26 protein-coding genes and 1 riboswitch are annotated in these 22,828 nt (G+C 39.1%); of the genes, 5 read left to right on the forward strand and 21 right to left on the reverse strand.

Features of this window, described 5'->3' with window-relative positions:
• Positions 1 to 8: 8 nt before the first annotated feature.
• From B1R93_RS01785 to B1R93_RS01835, 11 genes are all read right to left on the reverse strand, one after another.
• A complete protein-coding gene (locus tag B1R93_RS01785; protein WP_088102274.1) occupies positions 9 to 1,064 on the reverse strand; it encodes a FecCD family ABC transporter permease in 1,056 nt (351 codons plus the stop codon).
• Positions 1,027 to 2,004: an ABC transporter substrate-binding protein gene (locus tag B1R93_RS01790; protein ID WP_088102275.1), complete on the reverse strand. Its 978-nt coding sequence runs from the start codon at positions 2,002 to 2,004 to the stop codon at positions 1,027 to 1,029. The genes B1R93_RS01785 and B1R93_RS01790 overlap by 38 nt, the downstream gene beginning before the upstream one ends.
• 141 nt (positions 2,005 to 2,145) lie before the next feature.
• Positions 2,146 to 2,330, reverse strand: a riboswitch (cobalamin riboswitch).
• Between the two features lie 90 nt (positions 2,331 to 2,420).
• The gene (locus B1R93_RS01795; RefSeq protein ID WP_088102276.1) at positions 2,421 to 4,214 is read right to left on the reverse strand and encodes an ATP-binding protein; all 1,794 of its coding nucleotides are present in this window, start codon (positions 4,212 to 4,214) and stop codon (positions 2,421 to 2,423) included.
• Positions 4,214 to 4,930: a response regulator transcription factor gene (locus B1R93_RS01800; RefSeq protein WP_088102277.1), complete on the reverse strand. Its 717-nt coding sequence runs from the start codon at positions 4,928 to 4,930 to the stop codon at positions 4,214 to 4,216. Before B1R93_RS01800 ends, B1R93_RS01795 begins: the two co-directional genes overlap by 1 nt.
• A 114-nt stretch (positions 4,931 to 5,044) precedes the next feature.
• Complete coding sequence (gene ccsB, locus B1R93_RS01805; RefSeq protein WP_088102278.1) at positions 5,045 to 6,232, reverse strand: c-type cytochrome biogenesis protein CcsB; 1,188 nt, start codon at positions 6,230 to 6,232, stop codon at positions 5,045 to 5,047.
• Positions 6,233 to 6,235: 3 nt separating this feature from the next.
• Positions 6,236 to 7,888 carry a cytochrome c biogenesis protein ResB gene (resB, locus tag B1R93_RS01810; RefSeq protein ID WP_088102279.1) on the reverse strand — a complete coding sequence of 551 codons (1,653 nt, stop codon included), beginning with the start codon at positions 7,886 to 7,888 and terminating at the stop codon, positions 6,236 to 6,238.
• 16 nt (positions 7,889 to 7,904) lie between these two features.
• Positions 7,905 to 8,432 carry a thiol-disulfide oxidoreductase ResA gene (gene resA, locus B1R93_RS01815; protein ID WP_088102280.1) on the reverse strand — a complete coding sequence of 176 codons (528 nt, stop codon included), beginning with the start codon at positions 8,430 to 8,432 and terminating at the stop codon, positions 7,905 to 7,907.
• 120 nt (positions 8,433 to 8,552) lie between these two features.
• A complete protein-coding gene (locus B1R93_RS01820; RefSeq protein ID WP_088102281.1) occupies positions 8,553 to 9,281 on the reverse strand; it encodes a pseudouridine synthase in 729 nt (242 codons plus the stop codon).
• Positions 9,282 to 9,607: 326 nt separating this feature from the next.
• Positions 9,608 to 10,141, reverse strand: a complete 534-nt coding sequence (locus tag B1R93_RS01825) for a spore maturation protein (protein ID WP_088102282.1) — start codon at positions 10,139 to 10,141, stop codon at positions 9,608 to 9,610.
• Entirely contained in the window at positions 10,141 to 10,734 is a 594-nt protein-coding gene (locus B1R93_RS01830) for a nucleoside recognition domain-containing protein (RefSeq protein ID WP_088102283.1), read from the reverse strand. Before B1R93_RS01830 ends, B1R93_RS01825 begins: the two co-directional genes overlap by 1 nt.
• Entirely contained in the window at positions 10,724 to 11,875 is a 1,152-nt protein-coding gene (locus B1R93_RS01835; RefSeq protein ID WP_088102284.1) for a D-alanyl-D-alanine carboxypeptidase family protein, read from the reverse strand. Before B1R93_RS01835 ends, B1R93_RS01830 begins: the two co-directional genes overlap by 11 nt.
• 155 nt (positions 11,876 to 12,030) lie before the next feature.
• Between B1R93_RS01835 and B1R93_RS01840 the strand changes: the two genes are divergently transcribed.
• The gene (locus tag B1R93_RS01840; RefSeq protein WP_088102285.1) at positions 12,031 to 12,747 is read left to right on the forward strand and encodes a DUF421 domain-containing protein; all 717 of its coding nucleotides are present in this window, start codon (positions 12,031 to 12,033) and stop codon (positions 12,745 to 12,747) included.
• Position 12,748: 1 nt separating this feature from the next.
• Here the strand turns inward: B1R93_RS01840 and B1R93_RS01845 are convergent, their stop codons facing one another.
• The 7 genes from B1R93_RS01845 to B1R93_RS01875 form a co-directional block, all read right to left on the reverse strand.
• Positions 12,749 to 13,609, reverse strand: a complete 861-nt coding sequence (locus B1R93_RS01845; RefSeq protein ID WP_088102286.1) for a DUF421 domain-containing protein — start codon at positions 13,607 to 13,609, stop codon at positions 12,749 to 12,751.
• Between the two features lie 17 nt (positions 13,610 to 13,626).
• Complete coding sequence (locus B1R93_RS01850; RefSeq protein ID WP_088102287.1) at positions 13,627 to 13,833, reverse strand: DUF1657 domain-containing protein; 207 nt, start codon at positions 13,831 to 13,833, stop codon at positions 13,627 to 13,629.
• A 12-nt stretch (positions 13,834 to 13,845) separates the two neighbouring features.
• Entirely contained in the window at positions 13,846 to 14,196 is a 351-nt protein-coding gene (gene spoVAE / locus B1R93_RS01855) for a stage V sporulation protein AE (protein WP_088102288.1), read from the reverse strand.
• Positions 14,193 to 15,209: a stage V sporulation protein AD gene (spoVAD, locus tag B1R93_RS01860; protein WP_088102289.1), complete on the reverse strand. Its 1,017-nt coding sequence runs from the start codon at positions 15,207 to 15,209 to the stop codon at positions 14,193 to 14,195. The genes spoVAE and spoVAD overlap by 4 nt, the downstream gene beginning before the upstream one ends.
• Complete coding sequence (spoVAC, locus tag B1R93_RS01865) at positions 15,209 to 15,688, reverse strand: stage V sporulation protein AC (protein ID WP_088102290.1); 480 nt, start codon at positions 15,686 to 15,688, stop codon at positions 15,209 to 15,211. Before spoVAC ends, spoVAD begins: the two co-directional genes overlap by 1 nt.
• Positions 15,689 to 15,701: 13 nt before the next feature.
• Positions 15,702 to 16,139, reverse strand: a complete 438-nt coding sequence (locus B1R93_RS01870; protein ID WP_088102291.1) for a YhcN/YlaJ family sporulation lipoprotein — start codon at positions 16,137 to 16,139, stop codon at positions 15,702 to 15,704.
• 199 nt (positions 16,140 to 16,338) lie between these two features.
• Complete coding sequence (locus B1R93_RS01875) at positions 16,339 to 16,545, reverse strand: DUF1657 domain-containing protein (RefSeq protein WP_088102292.1); 207 nt, start codon at positions 16,543 to 16,545, stop codon at positions 16,339 to 16,341.
• Between the two features lie 140 nt (positions 16,546 to 16,685).
• On the opposite strand from B1R93_RS01875, the gene B1R93_RS01880 reads away from it, so the two are divergent.
• The 3 genes from B1R93_RS01880 (at position 16,686) to B1R93_RS01890 (ending at position 19,595) form a co-directional block, all read left to right on the forward strand.
• On the forward strand, positions 16,686 to 17,216 hold the full coding sequence (locus B1R93_RS01880; protein ID WP_088102293.1) for a hypothetical protein: 531 nt from the start codon (positions 16,686 to 16,688) through the stop codon (positions 17,214 to 17,216).
• A gap of 101 nt (positions 17,217 to 17,317) precedes the next feature.
• Positions 17,318 to 18,004, forward strand: coding sequence for a DUF421 domain-containing protein (locus B1R93_RS01885; RefSeq protein WP_088102294.1), 687 nt, complete (start codon positions 17,318 to 17,320; stop codon positions 18,002 to 18,004).
• 13 nt (positions 18,005 to 18,017) lie between these two features.
• A complete protein-coding gene (locus tag B1R93_RS01890; protein ID WP_088102295.1) occupies positions 18,018 to 19,595 on the forward strand; it encodes an alkaline phosphatase family protein in 1,578 nt (525 codons plus the stop codon).
• Between the two features lie 61 nt (positions 19,596 to 19,656).
• Here the strand turns inward: B1R93_RS01890 and B1R93_RS01895 are convergent, their stop codons facing one another.
• The 3 genes from B1R93_RS01895 to B1R93_RS01905 all read right to left on the reverse strand — a co-directional run bounded on the left by B1R93_RS01895 (position 19,657) and on the right by B1R93_RS01905 (position 22,002).
• Entirely contained in the window at positions 19,657 to 20,550 is an 894-nt protein-coding gene (locus B1R93_RS01895) for a superoxide dismutase (protein WP_088102296.1), read from the reverse strand.
• Between the two features lie 103 nt (positions 20,551 to 20,653).
• A complete protein-coding gene (gene scpB, locus B1R93_RS01900) occupies positions 20,654 to 21,241 on the reverse strand; it encodes an SMC-Scp complex subunit ScpB (RefSeq protein WP_088102297.1) in 588 nt (195 codons plus the stop codon).
• A complete protein-coding gene (locus B1R93_RS01905; RefSeq protein ID WP_088102298.1) occupies positions 21,238 to 22,002 on the reverse strand; it encodes a segregation/condensation protein A in 765 nt (254 codons plus the stop codon). Before B1R93_RS01905 ends, scpB begins: the two co-directional genes overlap by 4 nt.
• Before the next feature lie 249 nt (positions 22,003 to 22,251).
• Here B1R93_RS01905 and B1R93_RS01910 point away from each other — a divergent pair, with 249 nt between their 5' ends.
• Complete coding sequence (locus B1R93_RS01910; protein ID WP_088102299.1) at positions 22,252 to 22,782, forward strand: DUF309 domain-containing protein; 531 nt, start codon at positions 22,252 to 22,254, stop codon at positions 22,780 to 22,782.
• The last annotated feature ends 46 nt before the right edge of the window (positions 22,783 to 22,828 follow it).

The raw sequence follows: 22,828 nt of genomic DNA on the forward strand, positions 1-22,828 counted from the left end.
ACCCCTCCTTATAACGTGCGACGTTGCTTTAATAAGATAAATCCAAAAACAGGAGCCCCAATTATCGCCGTAATAACTCCAATCGGAAGCTCACTCGGTGCAATCAATGTTCGAGCGACCAAATCAGCTAATGCTAAGAAACCAGCGCCGATAAACATGGATAGCGGAAGAAGGTGACGATGATCCGGCCCCCATAGTAGTCTAGTAAGATGAGGAATAACCAAGCCTACAAATCCGATTGTTCCTGAGACCGCAACTGCTCCTCCAGTGACAACTGTAGCTCCAATAAGGATGAACACTTTTCTTCGTGCAATATTGACCCCAAGCTGCCTTGCAGTCTCTTCTCCAAAGCTTAATGCATTCAACTCATGACGATTAAAAAACAAAAACAAGAAGCCTACGACTAGGCAAGGAACGAGCATCCACAAATAGGCCCAGCCCCGCATCGCAACACTCCCCATTAGCCAAAAAACGATTTGCCTAAGCTCATCACCAGTTAAAGAAATCATCAGTGAGATAAATGCTCCTAAAAACGAACTAAAAATAATCCCAGCTAAAATAATGGTTTCTGTCGCCATTGAACGTTGAACAAGTTTTGCAAAGGATATGACAATAAAAAGGGTTAAAAAGCCAGTTACAATACTTATAAAGGGTAAAGTAAACCTTCCAACAACCGGGATTATCAGCCCGAAAAATAACACGATAACTGCTCCGACTGCGGAGCCTGATGAAACCCCTAGCGTATATGGATCAGCAAGCGGATTTTTTAATAATCCTTGAAAGGCGGATCCTGCAAGAGCTAGGCATGCACCAACAGTCATCGCAAGTAAAACGCGTGGAAGCCGAATGTCCATGACGATATTAACGTAAATGGGATCGATTTCAATATTAAGTGGAAGGTAAAAAACCTCACGTAATAAAATAAAGATAACCATGGAAAAGGGAAGCTCAACGCTTCCCTGACCAATACTAACAATGAGCGCAATGCTGCAAAATAATAGAACAAACAAATAGGCAAACAATTTTTTATTCGCCAAAAACCTCTGGATAAATTGCAATGGCAAGCTGCTCGACTCCTTTAGCTAACCGTGGACCTGAGCGAGTGACCATATCAGCATCCACATCATAAATTCGTTCGTTTACAACCGCTGAAACATCTTTCCATGCATCACGTTGTTTAATCGTCACACTTGGTTCTTCTTCTTCGTATCCACCGTATGTTGTGATGATAACATCTGGATTTAGTGCGACTACTTGTTCTTCACTAAACTGAACCCAGCCTTGCTCACTCCCTGCTACATTTGTAGCATTAATGATCGTAACCATTTCATCCATAAACGTACCTTGTCCTGTTGTAAACAAATCAGGAGACACTTCAATCCAAACATTAGCACGCTCTTCCTCTGGTATTTCGCTCGCCTTTTCAGCTATTGACGCTATCGATTCTTTCATCTCGTAAATAACGTCCTCTGCCTTTTCAATAGAATCTGTTGCTTGTCCGATAGTTGAAATCGACTCATACACTTCATCAATTTTTTGAGCATCATTTATAATTAGAACTGTAATCCCAGCCTGGCGCAGTTGTTCTAATCCCTCTGCTGAACTATGAGCACCTGACTCATGAGATAATACTAAATCTGGTTGTAAAGAAAGAACCTTCTCTACATCAAAGCTCATATCACCGACACTTTCAACTTCTAATACTTCTTCTGGGTAGTTATCCCAATTTGTTCTTCCAACAATAAACTCTCCTTGCCCAAGAGCATATAATGTTTCGGTAATACTTGGGATAAGGGAGACAATACGCTCAGGCTTTGCTTCTATCGTAACCTGCTCCCCTAGTGCATCTTCTATGGTCAGTGGATATGTATCTGAGTCCGCCACTTCATCAGCAATTTGCTCCTGGTCCTTTTCTACTGTTGTTTCCTCATTCTCTTGTGTTGCTCCGCATGCAGCCATTAAAATCATAATAAGAATGACTGCTAACATTTTTAGTTGCTTCATTTCCATACATCCTCTCAAGTTTGTTTACATGTTGTCTACATCAAAAAAAGCACCCCATTCGAGAGTGCTAAAATAGTAGGAAGGTCATACTAGTAGACTAGACAACTATCTACAATGACTGCTTCCCCTTTTCCTCGAAGGTTTCACATATCGATCTAGGCAGGTCTCCTGACTCATGCATCAACAGAACTTTCCCCTTCCCATCAATAGACAGTGGTTTATTGAAAGCTCCTAGCAATTACAGTGGCGGGACCGTGTTGGACTTACACCAACTTCCCTATTAACATCCCTGTGCTCCAAGGATGACCTAGATTTTTTCTATGAATATTTTGACGTATGTTTATTATACATGAATTTTCATTATTCGAAAGACATTCACTCCATTTTTTCACGTAATTGTTTCTTATGAAACAAGATTAATCGCTAAGATTTTTATCTTCATGGGGCAAAAAGAAAGAAAATGTCGTTCCCTCATTTATTTTGCTATGAACCGAAATCGTTCCTTTATGTGCTTCGACAATATTCTTTGCGATCGCCAAGCCAAGACCCGTTCCGCCTCGGTCACGAGTACGTGCCTTATCAGCTTTGTAAAAGCGCTCGAACACATAAGGGAGATCCTCTTCTGGAATACCCGATCCATTATCAATGATTTCAAATCGTACGCCCTCTTCATAAGGGGAAATTACGAGTCGAACCGTACCCTTCTCACTCGTATGACGAATAGCATTATGGAGTAAATTTGTTAGTACTTGTTCTATACGGTCAGGATCAATATTAAGTATATGATGATCAATTTGTAAGTCATAAGCCAGTTCTACACCTTGTTCTTTTGCATACCCTTGGAATTTACGGATAATCCGAGCTGAGAACGTATGGATATCAACTAATTCTTTATTTAACTCAATATGTCCGGCTTCCATTCTAGCAAGGTCTAATAATTCATTAACAAGTCGACCCATTCGTAAGGATTCATCGTAAATGATGCTCGCAAGCTCTTTCTTTTCTTCATCTGATCCTGCTATATCATCGACTATCGCCTCACTATACCCTTGCAACATCGAAATTGGTGTCCTTAATTCATGTGAAACGTTGGCAATAAAGTCCTTACGTAATTTGTCATGACGTCTTTCTTCGGTCATATCACGAATGACCGCAACAGCTCCTCTTACGTAATTATGATCATATAAAGGAGTCATTAAAACAGCCCAGCTTCTCCCTTGAACATCAATTTCCGTCATTTGTTCTCTTTCAAACATAACAACTTGTTCAAATAGCTTTTGAATGTCCTTCGGTAAAGTTTGAGTTGCTTGCTCAGTCATTCCTTGCTCATAGTACCATGATTGAAAAAAGCGTTCAGCAGGTGGATTTGTTACGATTACTTCTCCTTTTCGATCAAGTGTAATGACACCATCTGCCATACTAACCAGAATTCTAGATAGTTGTTCTTTTTCTTGATTAAGTGCATTAATATTTCGATTTAACTCTCGACCCATTCGATTAAATGCAATGGCAAGCTGCCCAATTTCATCATGGGTTAAAATGGGCACCTTCGTATTGAATTTGCCTTGGGCCACTTCTAAGGCAACTTGACGCATCTTCCGTAACGGTGCTGTGACACGTGATGATAGAAAAAAGGCAAAGACCGTTGTTAATACTAAAGCAATCGCAGCTGAAAAATAAACGATCCGGCGCGTTTCCTGAGACGTTTCTTCAATTGCAGATAGCGATTGATAAATAAATACTGCACTATTTTCTAGGCGGTCGGGCTGTAACGGCACACCAACTACCATAATTTCTGAATGAACCTCTTCTCCTCCACCTATAAACGGAAAATCCCCTTCAGTTGCAACTACTTGCTCACCGGCAAATACTTCGGAAAGAACAGGGTCCTGAAGAAATAAGTTTAGTGGAACTTGCAACGTCTCAGAGGCATCGGAGCTCCAGATTTTCTCACCTTCGACTAGTACAATCGCATGCGTATCTAATGATGTACCATAACGTGAAATCGTATTAATCGCATTATTTTGGTCATCATGTCCTTCAAAAATAGCAGCAATCATTGTTGCTTGATTGATTAGCTTTGACTCTGCCTCTTCTACGTGAAATCGTTCAAACGATTGCAATAGCATAACCATTAAAATCGTTAAAACTACTGATACGAGTAGTAATATCGTAACCCATAGCTTTCCAACCACACTACTCCAAAGCATTACTCTTTCACAGCCTCAAATTTATAGCCGACACCCCAAACGGTTGAAATCATCGTAGCTGCATCTGGAGAAACACGGTTTAATTTTTCACGAAGGCGTTTAATATGTGTATCGACTGTTCGCAAATCTCCAAAGAAATCATAATTCCAGACGTCCTTCAATAATTGCTCACGTGAAAATACTTTATCAGGGGATTGAGCTAAATAATGAAGAAGCTCGTACTCCTTAGGCGTTAAACTAATTACTTCACCTGATACCGTAACTCGGTGGGCATCATTATCTATTGTTAAATGTTGAAAGACGAGTACATCTTTTGCTTGAGTATCGGTTTGCAAAAACTTAGTAGAAGACGAACGACGTAACAAGGCTTTAACTCTTAGTACAACTTCTCGAGGGCTAAATGGCTTGACAATATAATCATCTGTTCCAACCTCGAAGCCTTGAACTCGATTTGCTTCCTCTCCTTTAGCTGTTAGCATCATCACTGGTGTTGCCTTTGTTTTACGGAGTTCCAGACATACTTCAATGCCGTCCATCCCCGGCATCATAATATCAAGCAAAATTAAATCAAAATCGTCAGTTAAAGCAAGCTCTAACGCCTTTTCACCATTTTCAGCTTCAAGTACTTCATAGTTTTCACGCTCTAAGTACATCTTCAATAATCGACGAATCCGATCCTCGTCATCAACGACAAGAATTCTAGCTTCTTTTTCCATTTAATCTGCCTCCTTATATCACTCTATATAGTGTAACATTTCCTTTAGTAAAGGATAAACTCGTAAATAAAACCTAAGGCAAAACCCTCGCATAGTCGCGAGGGTTTTCCGTCATTATGCGTAAGAATGCAAGCCGGCAATAACAAGGTTGACGAAAACGAGGTTAAACATAATTATCGCAAAACCAATCACACAAAGCCATGCTGACTTTTCCCCATGCCAACCTCGAGATAAGCGCAAGTGGAGATAAGCCGCATAAAATAAAAACGTAATAAGCGCCCAAACCTCTTTTGGATCCCATCCCCAAAAACGCGTCCAAGCAATTTGTGCCCAAATCATCGCAAAGATTAAACCGCCTAATGTAAAGACCGGAAATCCAATAGCGATAGCTCGATAACTAACCTCATCAACGGATTGTGGACTTATTCCCTTTAAAATTGGTTGAATCGCAGCACCAATTCGTTTGCGTAAAATTAGACGTAACAATCCATATAAAATAAGACCTGATAGTAGCGACCAAATGACTGTATTTAAATCATCACTAATGATAAAAGCTGGCATATGAAAGAGTGGCTTCATGACCCCTTCAGTTAATAATTCGCCTTGATGAGGACCTACAATTGCAGGTAAATGGTATGTCATTTCTGCTGCAGCTTCCTGCTCATTTATATATGAAAATGTCGCTTCATATCCCATCCCTTTAAAGGACGACACAATAAGAATAAAGCCTACAAGACTTAAAAGACAATACATAATACATTCTAAAGCCTTTGTTTGTTTATTCGATTTTGTGAAGTCGATTGTCCGAATCAAATAAACAAGCCCTGCGGCAAACCCAATCGATAAAATCCCTTGTCCTAAAGCAACCGTTGTTACGTGAATTTTTAACCAATAGCTTTGAAGCGCTGGTATAAGTGGAGCCACCTCACGTGGAAACATTGAAGCATAGGCAATAATTAACATAACAATCGGCATCGTGAATAGACCTAACACATTCGTTCGATATATTGCGAAAATAATAATAAATGCAAACCCCATCGCAATTCCTAAGAAGGTCATATATTCAAACATGTTACTTACGGGGGCATGTCCTGCAACGATCCACCTCGTTACAAAATACCCCATTGCAAATAAAAATGCGCCAATTGAAAAAATAAAACCAAATAACCCCCAACGGTTTCCCTTCATTTCTCCTTCCTTGTTGCGCCACTTCTTTCCTGTTAGAGACACAGCAAAAGCAATCGTCGCAGCAAGATAGAGGAAAAAGGCAACCAATAACAAATTACCGCTTAATGCTGCCATTGTTTAACCTCCCTGCTCTTCTTTCTTCCCTTTTTCTAGGTTTTTCTCTTCTTCATCTATTTGGTCTACAGGCGCCTCAACATTGGTACCTTCGAACGCATAATCGATATCTTTACGTAAAGCTAGATAATTTTTATTTGTATGTCCTGCAACCCATATTTCCCCGTCAATCCGTTGAATCCAAATACGTCGATGTGCCCAATATGAGCCTTGAATAAGACCGAACATAAAGACGACCCCGCCTGCAATCAGAAATGGTAACGTATAATCCTTCCTCACTGTAAGTCCCGTCACATGCTTTGTCTCAACATCAACAAATGTCATTTTGTATTCATTTTCACCTAGTGGTTCTAAGTTTGTCCGTATTCCAACAAAGCTTACTTCTCCATCTGGCGTATCAGGTGTAATCATGTTAAAAATGAAAACAGGATTATTAGGAACTTTTGAACGAGTTGACGGCTGATTTTGATCGTTCATGTAGAAATCCTGAAAATACTCTCTAATTTCAACTTGATAGCCATCTCCTAGATCATAAACTGGTTCTGGATCATATAAATCAATATCCATTCTCCCAATTTGTTCACCCGTATCCTTATGTTCAAGTGTGAAGCTCATGACATTTAACTCGTTAAGCTTATAATCAACTTGATACAAAGCAAAGCCTTCAAATTTCAACGGTTCATTGACTCTAATCTCATGTCTTTCAACCTCTGTTAAATCAAGCTCTTCCCCTACAACATTAACATTCTCATTTTTATATAAAACTGCATCTGTTTGATAGGTTTTAACTACGAGACCGCCTGAACGTTGGATTGCTTCAGAAAATTTTTCATCGCTTTCATCATAAAGTTCAACCATAAACCGTTCATTTTCCAAGTAATACTCCGCATTTGTCCCAGGAATAACCGCTGTTTCGCCTTCACGTAGCCATAAACTAGCATCAACATACATACCCGGGAAATAACGCAGCATACAACCTAGTAAAAAAATGATAAGACCGACATGATTAATATAGGGCCCCCAGCGAGCAAATCTCCCTTTTTCAGCAGCAAGATTGCCGTTTTCCTCAGAAAGATTATAGTTTTTTTCCTCTAATCTTTTTTTTATTACTGAAAAAGCCTGTTCCTCATCCTCTACCTTACTTTTCCCGAAAATGCGTTGTTTCTTTAAGAAATTTGGATGACGAGTGACCCGTTGCGCTTTTAGCGCACGGTATAGTGGAACAACTCTATCCAGACTAGCTATGATTAATGAAATACCGAGAGAGGCTATTAGAAGCATATACCACCAGGAGCCATATAGATTATGAAAACCTAATTGATAGTATAATTGTCCAAGAACACCATACTCATCTTTATAATATTGAGCTGGGCTTACCGTACGCGGGATATACATCTCTTGTGGGAAAATCGTACCTAAGGAAGAGGCGACCAGAAGCAGTACGATAATCCAGATCCCTACTTTTACAGACGAGAAAAACATCCATATTTTATCGATTAACGTTGTTGTATAAGTTTGTGAACGACGGGCTACCCCTTCATAACGCATGTTAAGTAGCTTCGATTCACCCTCTTGGCCAATCGGATTACCACAATGTTCACAAATGACTGTTCCAAATCGGTTATGATGTCCACATTCGCATGTTTGCTTACTCATTATTCTAGCACCTCAATTATGAAGCAGGGACAATTTTTTCCATAAACTCCCTGACCATCTTATCCGTCATGCCGCCTTGATGAACATGAACGATTGTACCTTGTTCATCAATTAAAATTGTTGTTGGAAGGGGGTTAATCCCATAAGCATCACTTACTTTCATCCCCTTATCAATGGCGACTGGGAAAGAAAGCTTGTAACGACTAACGAAGCGCTCAACAGTTAATTCTGGCTCACTCACATTAACGGCTACGATTTCAACCCCTTTTTCTTTATACTCTTGGTAGAGGTTTTCCATAACAGGCATTTCCTTCTCACAAGGTCGGCAGTAGGTACCCCAAAAATTTAGAAAGACGCCTTTTCCTTTCAGCTCATCTAACTCAAGCCGTTCACCTTCTAGGTCATGTAAAACAAAATTAACTGAATCGTTTCCTGCCTTAGCAACACTATGATCAGCAAAGAAATTAGAATAAAACGTATAGCCTAGTGCAGCCGCAATGACAAAGAGGATCGAAGCACGCATAATTAATCGACGTTGTTTCATATAAATCTCCCTTTCATCCTTCCCTTATCAGAGCCTCCTTGAGCTTTTTATCAAGGAGGCATACATACAGTAACATCAGTTTTTATTATACCGTTAGATACAAGTCGGTAAGGTATCGTTTTATGACGGTTTCGTGACAGCTAATTCACGTAAATGCTTGACTTCGATTGGCTTTAATGGACGAGACTCGCCAGGATTAAGGCCACGCAAATTTAAAAAGCTATACTCTTCCCTTTTCAGTTTCATAACAGGGTGTCCGATTGCGTCAAACATTCGACGCACCTGACGATTTCGCCCCTCATGAATGGTTAATCTAACAATCGCGGTTTGTTTTTTCTTATCGATTGACATCATCTTAACCTTCGCCGGTGCAGTTTTACCATCTTCTAGTACGACTCCATTTTGAAGCTGCTTTAACATCTCTCTCGTTGGAATGCCACGAACTTTTGCAACATACACCTTATCAATGCGATGCTTCGGGTGCATCAATAAATTAGCAAATTCGCCGTCATTCGTCATTAAAATTAACCCAGATGTGTCATAATCTAACCGTCCGACCGGAAACACTCGCTGCTCTAGTTGCAAGAAATCAGTAACTACCTTTCTTCCTTTGTCATCATTAACACTAGAAATAACACCACTAGGTTTATACAATAAGTAATAAACTGGTTCCTCACGATCAATTGGAATCCCATTCACTTCAATTTTATCTTTATTTGGGATAACCTTAACCCCTAATTCTCGAACAACTTTTCCATTTACTTTTACTTTGCCATCAACGATCAATTCTTCCGCTTTTCTTCGCGAAGTAACTCCCGCCTGTGCGATTACTTTTTGCAACCGTTCCATTTCGTTCACCTCATGTACAATCATACTCTTCCAATTTCTAATTAACAAGTAAATGAGGTTGCCAAAAAGGGACTATTCTCGAGGGCACTGAAAAAGGGTGCTTTTCACCTTTTTCAGTGGCTTCCTATTCTCCTTAATGAACAACCTCAAGCAACAGTCATCAAGATTATCGCTAGAAAACCTTCATCCTTTAAAGCGTATCCTCCATTTTATTACACGTTAAAAAGGGTTCTTGTGAATTGTAGCATAACCAAAATAAGAACGAAAATTTCATCTATCTTGCAAATAAAAAAGACCGGCGTGTTTTACTCACACCAGTCTACGGGTTACACTCCAAATACGAGTGTAACAATGACAATTGAAGCAATAATTCCTACTAAATCGGCTAATAGCCCTACCTTTAGAGCATCACCCATTTTCCGAATTCCAACTGCCCCGAAATAAACAGTTAACACATACAATGTTGTATCCGTACTTCCTTGCATTGTTGAAGCTAAGCGGCCGATAAAAGAATCAGGTCCAAACGTTGCAATTAAATCTGAGGTCATTCCTAGTGCACCTGTACCAGAAATGGGACGTATTAATGCTAATGGAACGATTTCAGAAGGAACCCCAACCGCATGCAACGCAGGTTTCATGAGCTCAATCATAAATTCCATTGCACCTGATGCCCGAAAAACTGAAATTGCAACTAGCATCCCAACTAAATAAGGGATGATTGATATCGCCATCCCAAACCCCTCTTTAGCTCCTTCAACAAATGTTTCATAGGTTGGTACTCGTTTATACGTTCCATATACTAATACAAATGCAATAAGCAAAGGTATAAACCAAATCGAAACTGTTGTAAGCCATCCCATTAGACGCGCCCCTTTCGAACTCGCCTATAATAAAAATAACGGTCAATTAAAATGGCTCCAATTGTCGAGCAGGTTGTTGCGACTAATGTCGTTCCAACAATCTCTGTTGGAGAAACGGAGTCATAGCTCATCCGAATAGAGATGACCGTTGTCGGAATTAAAGTGATACTCGCTGTGTTAACGGCGAGTAACGTAATCATTGAACGACTGGCTTGGTCACTACCACCGTTTAATTCCTTTAGTTGCTCCATTGCTTTAATCCCCATTGGAGTCGCAGCATTCCCTAAACCAAACATGTTAGCTGTCATATTAGAAAGAATGTACCCCATAGCAGGATGATTAGGTGGAACCTCAGGAAAGAGTCTTGTTGCGACTGGACGGAGTATCCTTGCAAGACTATTTAATAATCCGGCTACTTGGGCAATTCGCATTAAACCTAACCAAAATACGAGAATGCTAATTAATCCAAAGCAAATCGTCACCGCGTCTTTTGCACCAGAAAAAATCGCTTCGTTCACATCACCCATTTTTCCATTTATCGCAGCAAACCCAATTCCGATGACTAGCATGCTAACCCAAATTTTATTTATCAAGAGGCTTCACTCCAATTGTAAGTGAAAAAATTTCGATAAATTTTGCCCAGAAACTCTTCTTTCCTTCACGTTCAGGTGCATCATAGAACAAAGGAACCTGCCCAATCGTTTGATTATCTAGAACGAATTTCACTTTTCCTACTGGTTGAGGCGGCACATAATTTTCTGCTCGCTCCTTGCTAGGAGGACGATATAATGATATTTCTTTTTTTAGCATTTCTTGCTCGGCTTGTGTTAAAGGATATTCAAAAGAATATGGTGCAAATACTCGATTTTCATAAAAAGGATCGTTTATTTCCTTGTACTTACCTTCTTCAATTAATGTACCAATCTCAAATGTAGCAAAAGCCCAGTTAAATAGATTCATATGATCATGCCAATCACTCGGAGCGTTTAGTGTTACAGCAATTAAATTCATATCATCCTTTTGAGCTGTAGACACAAGCGTTCTTTTTGCTCGCTTCGTATAGCCCGTCTTTCCACCAGTTGAATATTTATATAGTTCCGTAAGTAGACGGTTTTTGTTTTTCCAGACACGGACTTGCTCTCCTTCAACCCGATGAGTTTTCGTTGAAGCGATTTTCTGATATGTCTCATTTTTCATTGCGTACTGCGTTAACAATGCCATATCATATGCTGATGAATAATGATTTTCATGATCATCTAGCCCATGTGGATTTTGAAACATCGTTTTACTCATTCCAAGCTCTTGTGCCTTTTCATTCATCATAAAAACAAAGCCTTCTAAACTTCCACCGACATGCTCAGCAATCGCCACTGCTGAATCATTTCCACTCCGGAGCATTAAACCATAAACCAAATCCTCGAGCTTGATTTTCTCATTTGCCCTCAAATAAATCGACGAACCTTCTGTCCCTTCAGCTCTAGAGGATATTTTAACAAACTCCTCCATTTTTCCAGATTCAATTGCTAGAATTGCCGTCATAATTTTAGTAATGCTTGCAATACGCAATGACTCATTCGCATTTTTTTCATATAAAACTCTGCCAGATTCCTGTTCAATAAGAACAGCTGCTTGAGCTGAAACAGAAAAATTTCGTTGTTCCGCTTGTCCTTGAATGGGCAAAGATGTGCAGAACAGTAGTAATCCAAGTAGTATTAGTAAACATTTTCTTATCATGCCATATCCCCATCCTGTCAAATTTGTCTTGTCCTCGAAAGCTTGGTCTCTTTATAGCCAAGTCTATGCGGGACAACCAAAGTTATGACGTTTATCTATTTAAATTCAAGGAAATAATGAGAAACAGTATTATTGGATATGAAGGAGCATATAGGATGGCAGTTATGGATTTCATCAGTATTCTAGCTAGAATAATCACGCTTTTCCCACTATTATTAGTAGTAACCCTTTTTATGGGAAGAAGATCAATAGGTGAGGTTCCTATCTTTGATTTTCTCGTTATTGTTACACTTGCTTCGATAGTAGGAGCAGATATAGCAGATCCTAATGTAAATAATATTTATACTGCATTCACCGTTATGGGAATTGGGATTTTTCAAAAATTCTTTTCGAAACTCGTCATTAAACATCGTACATTCGGAAAGTTAGTGACCTTTGGGCCAACTATCGTTGTTAAGGACGGTAAGCTGCTAGTAAAAAACGCAAAAGCCATTCGTTATTCCATAGATAACATTCTGCAAATGCTTAGACAAAATAATGTTTTTGATATTAACGATGTACAATTAGCAATCATTGAGGCAAACGGAACATTAAGCGTTCAGAAAAAACCTGAAAAGTCATCTCCGACAAATGAGGACCTTAACGTTGTAAAACAAAGCCAGTCCATTTCATATCCGATTATTATTGAAGGGATTATCCAAGAGGAGATTCTAAATGATTTTGGGTTAACGGAGGAAACCCTTCGTCAACGTCTAGAAAACGAAGGGTATATCCGCCTAAAAGATGTATTTCTTTGTACGATAAATGAGAAGCAAGAGTTACAGTTCAATTTTTCTTATTTAAAAAACCCATTGAAAGAAATCCGGCATTAGATTACGTATCTAAATAAGGTTGAACAGATTCAAGCACCTCTTGCATTTGTTCTGCACACCATTTGTAACTTTGCTTTGCTTGTTCATTTTCTGTATCAAGAACAAATTGCTCTAAATCAGCCTGTACCTTTTTTAAGTTTGCTTTTAATTGTGGCAACTGAGTCGGTTGTGGGACTTGAATCATGTCATCAAATAAATCGACGGTAAGTTGCCCATCATCATCTACTTGAGCTAAGTAAACATTTTCAACGGCAATGTCGTTTTTAGCAAGCTCCGTTTCAAGCCAATTGCGACTTAACCCTCTAGTCGCTAACGGTTCATCTAATATTTCCCCATCCATCATGACCGTTTCTGGCTCCTTAATAGGTGCAACTGTTTTCCCTAATAGTTTTGCCGTAATCGGTTGCTTGTCCTTCTTCAATAAAACATTAAGTTCACCGTTACCTTCCAGTACAGCAAATTCTACATCGGCAATTTGAAACGCGCCCTTCGTTCGAAGTTTTCTAAGCAATTCATCACCAGAAACCTTTTGTTTCTTTAAGTTGTCTTCTAATATTTTACCATCCTTCAGTAAAGGAATTCCTTTACCAAACACGATTGACCTGAATGCATTATTTTTTATGCTAACCCAACCGATTAGATAAAAGGCTGTAATCCAAACAGCAAAAGCCACTAGTAATAATCCGATTGGAATACTCAGCTGAATTGAGCCTACTGCCACGATAACCGCTAGACCTGTCATCAACCCATACTCCAGATATGAGGTTTCCCCAATTGGCTTTCTAACTAAGCCTCGTGCAAAAAAACCTAATAAAACAATACCAATCAAACTACGTAATGCTATCTCAAGCCAACCAGGCATGGGAAGCTCCCTCCTTTCTAATTACCTTTATATTGCGGCTCTTCACTTTCTATAAACGCAACACGCTTTTCCATTTCTCCAATTACTGTTCTTGTTTTTAAGGAGGCTTGGTGGTAACAATTTTGTGTTTCATGCTCTTTGGCTTGAAGAGCAAGTGTTGATAAAGTCGCCTCAATTCCCTTTAAAGTTACTAGTGCTCCTTTTACTTGTGAAGCAACGGTCATTGTTTTTCCTCCTTATCCTTTTGGTTTAAAAACGAGTGAAGCTAAAAAGCCGAAAATGATCGCGGCCGAAATCCCTGCACTTGTCACTTCAAAAATCCCAGTGACTACACCTATTAATCCATTCTGTTCAGCTTCTGCCATCGCTCCGTGCACAAGTGAGTTTCCAAAGCTTGTAATTGGCACGGTAGCACCCGCACCAGCAAAATCAATAAGTGGTTCATATAAACCTAAGCCATCCAGTATCGCTCCACCAACGACAAGTGTACTTAATGTATGTGCTGGTGTTAACTTCCAAACATCCATCATTAATTGACCAATCACACAAAAAAGTCCACCAACAATAAACGCCCATAAAAACGTCACACCACTTCACCTCCAGCTTCAATTGAAACCGCATGAGCAATACAGGGAATTGTTTCTTGTTGCTGCTGAGTAAGCGGTGATAAAAGCGCTCCTGTAGCAACAACTAACATCCGTTTGATTTCACCGCGTTTCATCCGATTTAATAGATGACCATATGCCACAACAGCTGAGCATCCAGCACCACTTCCACCAGCAAGCACCGGTTGATCCTCACGATAAATCATCACTCCACAATCGTGAAACTGGTCTCTTGAAAGCGAAATCCCTTCGTTATCAAGAATTTCTCGAGCGATTGGTAAACCGACTTTTCCTAAATCACCTGTAACGACTAAGTCATAATAATCACTCGGAAGATCTAAATCGCGAAAATGGGCTTGGATCGTATCAGCAGCTGCAGGCGCCATTGCACCACCCATATTAAAGGGATCACTCATTCCCATATCAACAACTTTACCAATTGTTGCGGACGTGATGACAGGACCAGATCCTTCTTGTGATAATAGAGCAGCCCCTGCTCCAGTGACTGTCCATTGAGCCGTAGGTGGCTTTTGTCCACCATATTCTGTCGGATACCGAAATTGCTTTTCTGTCGCTGTGTTATGACTTGAAGCTGCGGCAAGGACGTGTCTAGCTCCACGTGCATTAATTAAAAATGCACCTAATGCAAGGCCTTCCATCGATGTTGAGCACGCACCAAACATCCCAAGATAAGGAATCGCTAATGTTCGTGATGCGAAGCTAGACGGTGTTATTTGGTTGATTAAATCTCCTGCAAGCATAAATTGTATATCACCATTTTGCAGCTTAGCTTTTTCGATTGCTCGTGTTGCCGACTCTTCAATCAAGACTTTTTGTGCTTTTTCATAGGAGTCTTGCTTTAACCATAAATCTTCATGAAGAATATCGAAATCATTAGCAAGTAAACCGTTTGCTTCAAAGGGGCCGCCCACAGTACCAGTCGATGTAATAACTGGTTTATTATCAAATACCCAAGATTGATGTCCTTGTAGCATTACAGTCCCCCCCATTGAATTAATATCGTTTTTATTAGTGCAATAATAAAAGCGGCAACGGTTCCAAAGACAATAACTGAACCTGCTAATTTAAAAATGTTACCGCCAACACCAAGTACATAGCCTTCAGTACGATGTTCAATTGCAGCTGAGCTAACTGCATTTGCAAACCCCGTAACAGGAACAGCAGTCCCCCCACCTGCAAATTGTGCAAACCGATCATATACTCCAAAACCAGTTAATAAAACCGAGATAAAAATTAAGGTTGCCACTGTTGGGTCTCCCGCCGATCTTTCAGTAAAGTCAAAAAAAGTATAATAAAACATATGCAACGCCTGTCCAAATGTACAAATGAGCCCACCGATAATGAATGCGCGAATACAATTTTGCAGAACTGGGCGCTTCATTTCGTATTTATCTTCGATTTTGTGATAAGACTGCTGAGTCGGTGTCAAATTTTTCTTCTTATTTGATGACATGGTGTCACCTCCTTTACCCTTTCATGTCATCTTCTAATTTTTTTACTTTTTCCTTAAGCTGCTTTTCTGTCAATTTATTTTCCTTTAATTGTTTCTCAAGCTTTTCCAGCTCCATATAAATTTTACGGTCAGTTGACACATGAACATTAGCATCAGGGTATCGTTTTTTTATATGATCGTGACCTTCTTTCCGAATACCTTTTAAATGAAATCTGTCAAATTGCTTTACACGAGGTGCTATGTAGATATCATCATCAAGCTCTACACCCTTTACTTCTAGAACCTCGTCCATTGATAATACGATTTGTTTTGCTTCATCTGCCTTGTTTTGAGAAACCTCAGGCTTTTCACCTAACATTAAAGGACGAACCTCTTCACTTTGTCCCGTTACACCTTGACAACCCGCTAGGAGAGTTAACAGACATAAAAACCTAATTAACATTTTTGACATTTATTGTCACCCACTTTTTGATTTATTACCATTAGATAGAAAATTACTTAGCAAATAAAAACACTCAATTCTAGATTGAAAATATTAAGAAGAAAATATGTAGTAAATTTTTGTAAAAAAGGTTGGGGATTACTGAGGTTTTCACTATTTTTTAAAAACCTTACGATGAAGATTCATCGTAAGGCGGAATAGTCACAGACTAAGATTGCTTATATTGAGGTTCTTCTTGCTCAATTTGTTGCAAGCGTGGCTCTAATTGATCAACAATTGCCTGTGCTTGTTGAGCTGTTTGTTGAAATAATTGCTTTGCTTGCTGATTGTCTGTTTCTAGGCCAAATGTTTCAAGGCTTGCTTGCGCACTTTTTAACCCAGCAATTGTTTGTTTTACTTTGTTTACTACTGTCATTGCGAAATCCCCCTAAGTTGTTGTAAGAGCAAGCTCTTCACCAATATGATGGCTTAAAAACCCGAATTTATTTATCAAATTTCTGTAAAAGTTAATTCCACTTTTTAGTCATGTTATACTAAATCTAAGGGAGGTGTTGTATGTTTATTGTTTTGAGTATTTTAGTTTGTCTGACTTTTCTTGGCTTACTATCTATGCTTATACTCTTGAAGCGTCAACAGTACACTCTCCAGCTTCTACATGCCCTAAAACAAGAAATAGAAACGTTAAAAATGAATCCGTCCTCATTATCAATCGAGCATGAAGCACTATTAAACGAATCACGAAGCCATCTTTTACTATTGGCATATAGAGTGCGTGATGCGGTTTATAAGCAACAATCGACTATTCATGCCCGACTCATCGAAGAAGCACCTACGTCCCATGGGTATTCAGACAAGGAATTAGCTAAATTATTTCCCCCTCAAGCCGTCTTGGCAACCCAACAATTTTGGCACCTTTATAACGAGTATCTCTCGCACCATTGGCTTGATTCAAAAAAACATGTAAAAACCATTTTTAGTGGCAGGAAGGAAGACCACACATCAGAATTAGGACAAATGCATATTGCTTCTAATCGACTTATTACAAAGTTGGATCATCTATTGGAAAAGATGAAGTCAGCTCCTTAAAGAGGGCTGACTTTTTCATTTTCTTAACAAATTCCACTCATAATTACCTACCTTTTTGCCAAAAATAAAAAACTATCGAGACTACAAAAGGGGCATTCACTGTGAATACTAACTTTTTAGCATTAACGACAGAGCTTTTTGTAGGATTTGTAGCACTCCTTTTCCTTACGAAGATGCTCGGAAAAAATCAAATTACACAACTAACTCCCTTTGATTTCATCTCTGCCATTGTACTCGGGGAACTTGTAGGGAATGCTATATATGATAAAGATATCGGACTTCCTTATATCCTTTATGCAGTATTTTTGTGGGGAACATTAATCTATTCCGTTCAAAAATTAACGCAAAAGTTTAGAGGCATTAGACCTCTTTTAGAAGGACAGCCAGCTCTCGTTATTGCAAAAGGGAAAATTCAGTATGAAATTTTAAAGAAGAATAAACTCGATTTAAATCAATTACAACATCTATTACGCGAAAAGGATATTTTTTCCATCCGTGAAGTTGAATATGGGATTTTAGAAACAAACGGATCAGTTAGTGTCTTAAAAAAGAAACTATATGATACACCAAATAACCAAGATTTAAATATCCCGCCTAGCAATGTTGCCCTTCCGATTATGCTAATTCTAGATGGCGAGGTAATAAAAGAGGGCTTACAGTTTCTTAACAAAAACGAGGATTGGTTAAAAGAAGAATTAATAAAAAGAGGGATTCCTGGTATATCTGCTGTCCTTTATGCGGAGTGGTTAGAGGGACAAGAATTAGAAATTCAACCATACTCAAGTTAAGGGGTGTTCTCTTATGAAAAAATGGACCTTACTATTTTGTTTCTGTATCATCTTAATCGGTTGTCAAGATACACAGCCAGAAGGGGCAAGCTTACAAGGAGAGAATGCGTCCAAATTGCGAGAAGACCAAAAGAAAGTGATTGCTATTATGGTCGATTCAATGACATATGACCTTCTTGAAATGGCTGATAAAGAAGGAAAAATCCCCGCCTTATCTTATTTAATGGAACGGGGTCAAGTTCATAAAGAGTTTATTGCCCCATTTCCAACCTTATCTGTTGTTATCGAAAGTACTTTGATAACAGGTGCAGAGCCTGATGTACATAATGTACCAGGATTAGTTTGGTATAACCAGGACGAAAACCGCTTAATAAATTATGGTTCCACAACGATGGGAATGTGGAAACTCGGGTTTAAACAAGTTCTGTATGATAGTTTATACCATTTAAATAACACTCATTTAAGCAAAAATACAGAAACGATTTTCGAAAGCTTACAGCGTCATGGTTTTTCAACCGGTTCTATCAACACTCTTGTTTATCGCGGTCAAACCGAACACGAGCTCACGTTACCCGTGCCATTTAATAAAATCCTTTCAGAACAAATTCCAATAAAAACACATGGACCTGATCTCCTTTCATTCGGAAAAGTCATTCAACCGAAAGTCGTTCAAGAAAACGAATCAAAGCATGATGCGATCTACCAAAAATTTGGCTTAAATGACCAACACTCAACTGAAGTCGTAAAAAAATTAATAGAAAAACAACAGCAACCGGATTTTACATTTATATTTTTTCCAAATTTTGATAAAGAAGCTCATTATCATGGACCTGATAATGTTGAAGATTTTGCTGAGGCAGATTATTATTTACAGGAAATATTAAATAGTTATGACAGCTGGGATAAAGCTTTAGAGGAGAATATTTTTATCGTTTTTGGTGATCATGGTCAAGATGCCATTGTACATGACAAAGGGAAAGCAGCAATTGAATTAGAGCCTTTACTAGAGCCTTATTCCATTGCTCCGCTTCTAGATGACCCCGCAAGCGCTGACTTTATTGTCGCTAATAACCATCGGATGGTCTATCTATATCGAGGTTTAACAGAAATAGCTTGGAAGGATATTCAATCAAGCATATTACAAGATGAACGAGTTGACCATGTTGCCTATTTAGAAGGTGAAGAACTGGTCATTCATCATAACGACGAAATATTACGTGTGAAAAAAGACGGGGGTTGGAAAGATGAATTTGATCAAAGTTGGGAACTATCAGGAGACCCTCATCTCGTAGACGTAACCATTAATCACGATGAGCAAACGATAAGTTATGGGGATTATCCAGACGCATTTAATCAGCTTTATCATGCACTGCATAGCCATTCAGATTCCATGATTATAACAGCAAAACCTGGTTATGTTATGAAAACGGAAGCTTCACCTGTCCATCATGACGGTGGTGAACATGGTGGATTCCATAAAAATGATACAGAAGCAGCGCTCATAATAGCAGGAACTGATAAGGAGCCAAATGACAAAAGAATGACTGAATTTAAGCCTTATATCCTTTCTTTGTTCGGAATTGAAGACTAGAATTTCTAAACAGTATGAAAGTGCCAAGGGATAGTAAAAATCCCTTAGGCACTTTTTTAGCTTAATAAGGTTTCCACAGCAACTGACGAGCTTTCATATAGCGTTCATTCACTGCGGGCCAGTTCACTACATTCCACCAGTTGGAAATATAAGGAGTGCGTTCATTTTTATATTGTAAATAATAAGCATGCTCCCAAACATCTAAGACAAGCAATGGTACAATATCCTGTTGAGAAAGGTTTTGGTGTTTTTCGGCTTGAAGGATTTCGAGACGGTGGGAGCGTGGTGACCAAACTAAAAGGGCCCAACCTACACCTTCTACATTCTCAGCTGCTTTCGAAAAATGCTCCTTCATTTTGCGGAAGCTACCAAAATCTCGCTTGATTTGTGCAGCTAATTCACCACTCGGCTCTCCGCCACCCCTTGGACTCATAATATTCCAAAAAATTGTGTGTAAATAATGCCCAGCACCGTTAAACGCCGCCTCTCGCTCCCAATGCTTTATTAGTTCATAGTCACCAGATTTTCGCGCCTGTTCCATCTTTTTCTCAGCTTTATTTAAACCGTCAACATAGCTCTGGTGATGTTTTTGGTGATGGAGCTTCATAATTTCTTTAGAAATATAAGGCTCTAATGCATCATATGGATAGGGAAGCGGTGGGAGCTTATGACCGCCGATTGGAACACGGCTTAATTGCTGTCCATTCGCTTGACGATTGTCAAAAATGGATTCGAGCGTGCACCATTCGGTATAAACTTTAGATGCGAACTGGTCTAAATCTATATCTCGATATTGCTGAGGTTTTTCCACTTCATTAAGTAACTCTATAAGTGCCGTAACAAACGGCTCAGTCCGTTCATAACCAACTTGTTTTTCAATCGTAGCTCCATGTTCACTCCACATCTCCTTTAAACTCAAAGCCCACTGCTCAATAGTCTCTTCATGTTGATTCATTTATCTTCCTCCTTTTATGCAGTCCTTCTATGGTATGTAGCAAAAATAGGCAGTGTGTTTGTCTTGGTATTTTCGATTAAAAGCAAAGAAGCAGAGTAACAACTTACTCTGCTTCTAATCCTTCTTCAAATTTTTTGAAAAATAAATCCGCTTCATCCTCTAAAGATTCATCATCGACATCTTCAGGCAGTGGCGGAAGCTCGTCTAAGTGGGTCAAACCAAAGTGGTCTAAAAACTGCTTCGTTGTTCCGTATAAAATAGGCCTTCCCGTTCCAGGAGCTCGTCCTACCTCTTTAATTAAAAGTTTTGAGACAAGTGACTGAATCGCCTTTTCCGACTTCACTCCACGTATTTCATCAATCTCGACACGAGTAATCGGCTGGCGATAGGCGATAATAGCCAACGTTTCTAATGCAGCCTGCGATAATCCCGAATGAATAGGTGAGGCAGCTAATTTTTTTAAATATGCAGCATGCTCTGCTCTAGTTGTAAAACGAAAGGCGCCTGCTACTTGAACGATTTGTAGTCCACGATTCTCATTTTCATAACAGGCTTGTAGGTCAGATATCGCTTCTTCAACCGTAGTTGTTTCTAGTTCTAAAATTTCAGCAACTTGCTCTGAAGTCATACCTTCATCACCTGTTACAAAGAGCAACGCTTCTATGACTGCTTTTAATTCCTGAAGCTTCAATGCGTCGTTCCTCCCTCTGTACGATAAATTGTGATGTCAGAAAAATTTTCTTCTTGTTCACAGCGGATCGCATTTGTTTTCATTAATTCAAGAATTGCTAAGAATGTTACAACAATATGACTCCGTACGGGAACAGGAAAAAGCTCTTCAAACCGACATTTCCCTTTGAATGTCTTTAATTCCTCTAATACTTCGATCATTCGATCTTCAATTGAATACTCCTGACTTTTAACAGTTGTCATTCTCGGAGCCTTTAACGCTTTTCTCTTCACAAGCTTCTGGTAGGCCGCTAACATATCAAATAAAGAAACACCTTGAATCGCAATTTCTCGACGTTCATCATCACTTATGTATGGCTCCAAATCCTCAGGGGGGCGGGTATGAATTAAACTTCGTCTTTCTTCCTTTTCCTTTAAATCATTTGCCGCTTCCTTATACTTCCGATACTCAATTAAACGGTACATTAACTCGTCTCTTGGGTCTTCCTCTTCTTCCATCATCAGGTCTTCATCAAACAAATGCTCCTGTTGTTTTGGCAAAAGCATTTTACTTTTTATGGCTAATAGTGTTGCAGCCATAACTAAATACTCACTAGCAATATTTAGCTCCAACTCTTGCATCGCATGAACATAATTCATATATTGATCCGTTATTGGTGCAACAGGTATATCATATATATCCACTTCAGCTTGATTAATTAGGTGAAGAAGAAGATCAAGAGGACCTTCAAATGCATCAAGCTTTACACTGTAAGGATCCATTCCAACCACCACTAGTTTCTCGTTATTTTAGATGAGATTATATCATAAAATATCACGTCAGGGAACATTCTTTCGCCCTCTTGGATTTTAATAATCCTATTCTATCTTACCAAAAGAAAACAAAACATTCTTCAACAAATCAGATCCTTTTTTTACATTTTTCTACGTGAGTGTTGTTTCACTCAACCGTTCGTTTTGTAAAAGGTTATGCTACACTAGATAAGACTACCAGTGAAGGAGTTTAGCGATATGTATCCAAAAGCTTATTATGATTACCTCATCTACTTTCATGGCTATCGGGATTACTTTGAATGTCACGAGGTGTTGGAAGAACATTGGAAATTAAAACCGCGTGGTAAGCGTGATTATCATTGGGTAGGGCTCATTCAAATTGCTGTTGGCCTTTATCATGAACGAAGGGGCAATATAACAGGAGCAAAACGGATGCTAAGCAGTGCCTTAACTATTATTCAATCAGAGCGAGAAGAAATCAGAAAACTCGGGTTGGACAGTCAACAGTTAATGACAATGCTTAGTACGAGAGTGAAGGAATTGAGTGAAGAAAGACCCGTTTTTTCAGATATGAATCTCCCTATCATTGATCACGACCTTCTTATCACTTGCCAAGAGCAATGTCAGCATTTAGGGATTACTTGGGCTCACCGAAGTGATCTGAATAATAATTATCTAATTCATAAACATAAAAAAAGAGACCGTAGTGAGGTCATCGAAGAGAGAACATTCCAAATTAAAAAGCGTCATACTCAACAAAATAACTAATATTCGTTCCATAAGTTTATAGAGGTGAATCAAAGGAGTCTCTCCT

Source organism: Halalkalibacter urbisdiaboli, from assembly GCF_002156385.1.
In the GTDB taxonomy this organism is placed as follows: Bacteria; Bacillota; Bacilli; order Bacillales; family Bacillaceae_D; genus Halalkalibacter_A; species Halalkalibacter_A urbisdiaboli.

Excerpts from the sequence above, each read along its gene's own strand:
- B1R93_RS01870 (WP_088102291.1), bottom strand. The coding sequence starts at position 16,139 with ATGTCAAAAATGTTAATTAGGTTTTTATGTCTGTTAACTCTCCTAGCG.
- B1R93_RS01835 (WP_088102284.1), bottom strand. The coding sequence starts at position 11,875 with ATGATAAGAAAATGTTTACTAATACTACTTGGATTACTACTGTTCTGC.
- spoVAD (WP_088102289.1), bottom strand. The coding sequence starts at position 15,209 with ATGCTACAAGGACATCAATCTTGGGTATTTGATAATAAACCAGTTATT.
- B1R93_RS01890 (WP_088102295.1), top strand. The coding sequence starts at position 18,018 with ATGAAAAAATGGACCTTACTATTTTGTTTCTGTATCATCTTAATCGGT.
- B1R93_RS01910 (WP_088102299.1), top strand. The coding sequence starts at position 22,252 with ATGTATCCAAAAGCTTATTATGATTACCTCATCTACTTTCATGGCTAT.
- B1R93_RS01850 (WP_088102287.1), bottom strand. The coding sequence starts at position 13,833 with ATGACCGTTGCTTCACAAGTAAAAGGAGCACTAGTAACTTTAAAGGGA.
- B1R93_RS01905 (WP_088102298.1), bottom strand. The coding sequence starts at position 22,002 with ATGGATCCTTACAGTGTAAAGCTTGATGCATTTGAAGGTCCTCTTGAT.
- B1R93_RS01845 (WP_088102286.1), bottom strand. The coding sequence starts at position 13,609 with ATGCCTGGTTGGCTTGAGATAGCATTACGTAGTTTGATTGGTATTGTT.
- B1R93_RS01790 (WP_088102275.1), bottom strand. The coding sequence starts at position 2,004 with ATGAAGCAACTAAAAATGTTAGCAGTCATTCTTATTATGATTTTAATG.
- B1R93_RS01875 (WP_088102292.1), bottom strand. The coding sequence starts at position 16,545 with ATGACAGTAGTAAACAAAGTAAAACAAACAATTGCTGGGTTAAAAAGT.
- spoVAC (WP_088102290.1), bottom strand. The coding sequence starts at position 15,688 with ATGTCATCAAATAAGAAGAAAAATTTGACACCGACTCAGCAGTCTTAT.
- resA (WP_088102280.1), bottom strand. The coding sequence starts at position 8,432 with ATGAAACAACGTCGATTAATTATGCGTGCTTCGATCCTCTTTGTCATT.
- B1R93_RS01880 (WP_088102293.1), top strand. The coding sequence starts at position 16,686 with ATGTTTATTGTTTTGAGTATTTTAGTTTGTCTGACTTTTCTTGGCTTA.
- B1R93_RS01895 (WP_088102296.1), bottom strand. The coding sequence starts at position 20,550 with ATGAATCAACATGAAGAGACTATTGAGCAGTGGGCTTTGAGTTTAAAG.
- B1R93_RS01825 (WP_088102282.1), bottom strand. The coding sequence starts at position 10,141 with ATGGGATGGCTTACAACAGTTTCGATTTGGTTTATACCTTTGCTTATT.
- B1R93_RS01840 (WP_088102285.1), top strand. The coding sequence starts at position 12,031 with ATGGCAGTTATGGATTTCATCAGTATTCTAGCTAGAATAATCACGCTT.
- ccsB (WP_088102278.1), bottom strand. The coding sequence starts at position 6,232 with ATGGCAGCATTAAGCGGTAATTTGTTATTGGTTGCCTTTTTCCTCTAT.
- B1R93_RS01795 (WP_088102276.1), bottom strand. The coding sequence starts at position 4,214 with ATGCTTTGGAGTAGTGTGGTTGGAAAGCTATGGGTTACGATATTACTA.
- resB (WP_088102279.1), bottom strand. The coding sequence starts at position 7,888 with ATGAGTAAGCAAACATGCGAATGTGGACATCATAACCGATTTGGAACA.
- B1R93_RS01800 (WP_088102277.1), bottom strand. The coding sequence starts at position 4,930 with ATGGAAAAAGAAGCTAGAATTCTTGTCGTTGATGACGAGGATCGGATT.
- B1R93_RS01820 (WP_088102281.1), bottom strand. The coding sequence starts at position 9,281 with ATGGAACGGTTGCAAAAAGTAATCGCACAGGCGGGAGTTACTTCGCGA.